At 71.1% G+C, this 4,054-nt stretch carries 6 protein-coding genes; all 6 read left to right on the top strand.

Translation table 11 applies throughout. The features are described 5' to 3' along the window. Positions 1–119 precede the first annotated feature (119 nt). Positions 120–944 (top strand): hypothetical protein, encoded by an 825-nt coding sequence (locus tag ACFCY7_RS40090; protein ID WP_376491019.1) that lies wholly within the window; start codon positions 120–122, stop codon positions 942–944. Beyond that, a complete protein-coding gene (locus tag ACFCY7_RS40085; RefSeq protein ID WP_376491018.1) occupies positions 944–2,341 on the top strand; it encodes a transfer protein in 1,398 nt (465 codons plus the stop codon). The genes ACFCY7_RS40090 and ACFCY7_RS40085 overlap by 1 nt, the downstream gene beginning before the upstream one ends. Before the next feature lie 93 nt (positions 2,342–2,434). Continuing rightward, on the top strand, positions 2,435–2,923 hold the full coding sequence (locus tag ACFCY7_RS40080) for a hypothetical protein (protein ID WP_376491017.1): 489 nt from the start codon (positions 2,435–2,437) through the stop codon (positions 2,921–2,923). A 21-nt stretch (positions 2,924–2,944) separates the two neighbouring features. Continuing rightward, positions 2,945–3,139, top strand: coding sequence for a hypothetical protein (locus ACFCY7_RS40075; RefSeq protein WP_376491016.1), 195 nt, complete (start codon positions 2,945–2,947; stop codon positions 3,137–3,139). After that, entirely contained in the window at positions 3,136–3,477 is a 342-nt protein-coding gene (locus ACFCY7_RS40070) for a hypothetical protein (protein ID WP_376491015.1), read from the top strand. The genes ACFCY7_RS40075 and ACFCY7_RS40070 overlap by 4 nt, the downstream gene beginning before the upstream one ends. After that, complete coding sequence (locus ACFCY7_RS40065) at positions 3,474–3,932, top strand: Pycsar system effector family protein (RefSeq protein WP_376491014.1); 459 nt, start codon at positions 3,474–3,476, stop codon at positions 3,930–3,932. Before ACFCY7_RS40070 ends, ACFCY7_RS40065 begins: the two co-directional genes overlap by 4 nt. Positions 3,933–4,054 lie beyond the last annotated feature (122 nt).

Genomic DNA, 4,054 nt, shown 5'->3' with positions numbered 1-4,054 from the left:
TTTTTTTTTATAATCCTAACCATCTAAAACACCAACCGGCTCCCCCCCCCCCCCCCGGGGGGGGGGCCGGCCCCCACGGGGGGGCCCGGCCGCCCCGCCCGTTTCTGGAGGTACCACTCATGCTCGCTCGCGTGCGCTCCACGGTCGGCCGGGCCGCCACCGTGGCCGGTGCCGTCGTCCTCACCGGGGGGCTCGGCAGCGACGTCTTCACCCTCCCCGGCGCCGCCGCCGCTGTCGTCGCCGCCGGCGTCGGCCTCGCGGTGAACCCGAAGGTCGTGCGCGCTCCCGCCTCGGTGCGCTGGACGGCCATCTCGCTCTACGCCGCCCCGCACGCGGGCTGCGCGGTGCTGCTCGTCGGCGAGCGGCTGGCCCCCGACACGGGGGTGCCCCTGCTCGTCCAGGCCGCGGTGGCAGCGCTGTGGACCGGAGCCACCTGGTGGCTGCGTCCCGGACTCCTCGCCCGCGAGTTCGTCGACGAGGCCCTGGCCCAGGAGCTCGCCGAAGTCCAGAAGGTCGAGGAAGTGCCCGCCGCGCCGCCGGCCCCGACCTACGCCAGCGAGCAGGCCCGCTGGTGGGGCGAGCGGTTCGCCATCGAGGGCGGCGTCGCCCCCGGCACCGTGCTCCTGGAGCACCGGCAGGTGGGCGAGCAGTGCCTGGCGCTCATCATCGGCGCCCAGAAGCGCGGCCAGCCCGTGCCCGAGATCTCCGTGCCGGGCTTGTCCGCCGAACTGGACCTCCCGGAGGAGCTGATCGACATCGGCCCGGTGCCCGGCCGCGGCGCTGGTGTCCGCCTCCTGGTCCTCGGGCAGCGCCCGGTGGCCGAGACCGGGGCCGGGCCGGTCGACAGCGACGCGGAGGTGTGGGCGCAGATCGCCGCTACCGCGATGCCCGGCGTCGAGCTGATCGAGGCCAACACCTACGAGATGCCGAAGGAGCTGACCTGATGCTGCACGTCCGCGAGTACGTACTGAAGACCCCGCCGGGCGGGGTGAAAAGGTACGACCACGAGGCGCTGTGCGACCTGCTGGAGATCAAGGACTACAGCAGGGTGATCTTCGAACAGGGCGTTGGCCGTGAGGCCATCGTCCGCGTCTACCCCTCCAACCCCCTCATGGGCGTCCGCGAGATGACGGCGGACGACCTGGTGATGGACGAACGCGGGCGGATCACGCTCGGCACGTACTTCGACGGATCACCGCTCCGCTTCAGGTTGTTCGACCCGCGCACGGGCAACGCCCAGCGCGGCGCGGTGTTCGGCACCACCGGCGCCGGTAAGAGCAGGTTGGTCCAGGCGATCCTGATCGCCTGCAAGAACTCCGGGATCGTCGTCCACCTCGCCGACCTCAAGCACGGCCAGTCGGTGCCCGAGGCGGCCGGACACGTCGCCACCCGGGTCACCACCCAGTACGAGGCGATCCTCATGCTGCGGGGCCTGGTCGCCGAAGCCGAGCGACGCATGGTCGCCTACGCGGAGATGGGCCGCTCGGGCTTCGTCATTGGCGACCCCGACCCGCTGGTGTACGGCCTCGTCGACGAGGCGAACAGGTTGCTCGAAAAAGGCGCCCCGTTCAGGGACGAAGCCGCCCTGCTCATCAAGGAACTGGGCAGGACGGGCAGGTCGGTGGGCGTCGGCATCATCATCGCCGCGCAGGCCGGACACCTGGACGAACTCGGGGGCTCCGACACGCTGCGCGGCATGCTCAAGGAAGGCGAAGTCATCCTCCTGCGCTGGTCCAGCGCGATGATGCAGCAGCTCGTCAGCGACGGACTCCTCCCCCGCGGCGAGTCCCTCCAGCCGATCCCCAAGGTCGTCGGCCAGGTCCGCCGGATCCGCCGCTTCAACGAGCAGCGAGCCGACAACGAGGACGACGTCAACAGCCAGGGGATGCTCTACCACCTCACCGGGATCCGCCCCACGAGCATGGCCCGCACGTTCGTCGTGGGGAGCGTCGCTCCGACACCGGGGTTCGACCCGGTGATCCTCGCCCTGTACGGCGACCACGCCCCTCCGGGCCAGGCCATCGACCTGGAGGCGTACATGACCGCGAAGGAGCGGAAGGCGGCTTCCGAGGGCGGCCCGGCGGGCGCTGCGTCGGCGGCGCCCACCCCGGAGACCGAACCCGAGCCCGACATCTCCCGGATGTCGACCGCCCAGCGCATCCTCGCCGCGCTGCCGGCGGACGGCCTGGCCGAGGTCGACCTCATGGCCGTGCTCGAAGCCGACGGCGGCCGCCGGGTCGCCCGAGCCTCCGTACGCACCAACATCAGCACCCTGCGCGCGAAGGGTCTGATCGCCCGCCCCGACGAAACGAAGCTCATCGTCCCCGTCCCCGCGGACTGACCCCGCACACCACAGCCAGCACGCCGGGGCCCTGGAGATTCCGCCTCCGGGCCCCGACCCCCTCCCCGCAGCGTCACTACGAAGGAGCACCCCGTGGATCACGACCGCACCGCCGCCCGACTCAGCGCCGACGAGGCCGATGCCCGAGCCCGTCAGCTCATCACCGAGGCGTACGCCCCGCCGACCTCGCACCGCGACGAGACCCCGCTGCCCGCGTACGGGCCTACCCCGCCGGTCGCTCAGCCCGGACGCCCGCCCATGTCCCAGAAGGCCACGGATGCCAGCGCCCTCATGCTCGCCGCGGGCGCCTCCTCGCTCCTGATCGGCGGCTCCGCTTCCCTCGTCCTCTTCACCGCCGGCCACGCCGACCCCGTTACCGTCGCCCTCATCACCGGGGCCCCCATCGCCTTCGTTGCCGTCCTCGGACGCGTCCTCAAGCGTGCTAAGGACGTGGTCGAAGCCGCCCCCGCCGAGATCCACAACCACTACACCGGGCCCGTCGACCACCGCATCACCACCACGACGACCACCACGACCACCAAGGGCATGTTCGCCCGCACCCGCAACGACGTCCACAAGTAGCCCGAGCGAAAGGAAGCCTCCGTGCTCCGCATCATCACCGCCCGCACCAACCGCCAGCTCAACCGCCAGATCATCGACCTCAGCAGCAAGGCCGAATCCCACCGCCGCCGAGAACTCGCCTTCGAGCAGCGCATCGAGAAGACCCTCGAACTCCTGGAACGCCACGACATCGACCTGGCCGAGGTGCGAGCCATCCTCAAGGGGGACCAGCAGTGACCACGATCCACGCGACCGAGACCGTCTTATCCCGCGTCCTCCAGGCCCACGGCGAAACGTGCGGCTGCGAAGGCGCCTGCGGCAAGGACCACTCCGGCGGCCGCTGCGGCAAGCCCAACCAGATCGGCAAGCCGCGCCTCACCGCCGCCCCCTACCCGCCCCGCGCCACCGACGCCGAGAACATCGCCGCCCCGCTCGAACAGCTCCGCCCCTGGTGCGGCCCCTGCTGGCGGCAGGCCGTCGAGCGGGTCCAGCAGGCCGCCGCCGACTCCCGCCGCCAGGAACTCGAAGCCGCCCAACTCGACCTCTTCGACCTCACCGGAGGAGCAGCCGCATGAGCGAGAACAAGGAACTCCCCAAGCGCCTCGAAGCCGCGACCACCACCGTCCTGGCCGAGATCTCGCGCACCGACGCCAAGAGCGGCGTCCTCCTCACCGCGTTCAGCCTGCCCCTGGCCGCGCTCGTGGCCAGCGTCCCCAACCGATCCCTGCCGGGGCTCGCCTCCGTCCTTGTCGCCGGCGGTGCCGTCGGTCTGATCCTCGCGATGCTCGTGGTCCTGGTCGTGGTCCGGCCCCGCCTCGGCGGGGCGGTACGCGGCAGTTACCTGTACTGGTCGATCGCCACCGCCGACGAGGTCGTCCAGGACCTGACCGAACCCACCAATCAGGTCGATCACGTCAGGCAGCTCTCCGTGATCGCGAAGCGCAAGTACCGCGGTCTCCAGCTCGCCATCGACATCACCGGTGGCTCCCTCGTCTTCCTCGGACTCGCGCTCCTCGCGGCTCTGTGGTGACCATCTTCCGACGCAAATAGAGGCGGGCCCCCCCCCCCCGGGGGGGGGCCGCCCCCGGGGGGAAAAAAAAAAAACAACCCCCCACACAAGCCCCACAAGGGGGTGGAGGGGTGGGGGGGTAT

The sequence above is a fragment of the Streptomyces sp. NPDC056361 genome (assembly GCF_042262805.1).
Lineage (GTDB): Bacteria > Actinomycetota > Actinomycetes > Streptomycetales > Streptomycetaceae > Streptomyces.
The sequence above is the reverse complement of the archived record's forward strand: the minus strand, read 5'-3'. Positions and strand labels throughout refer to the sequence as shown.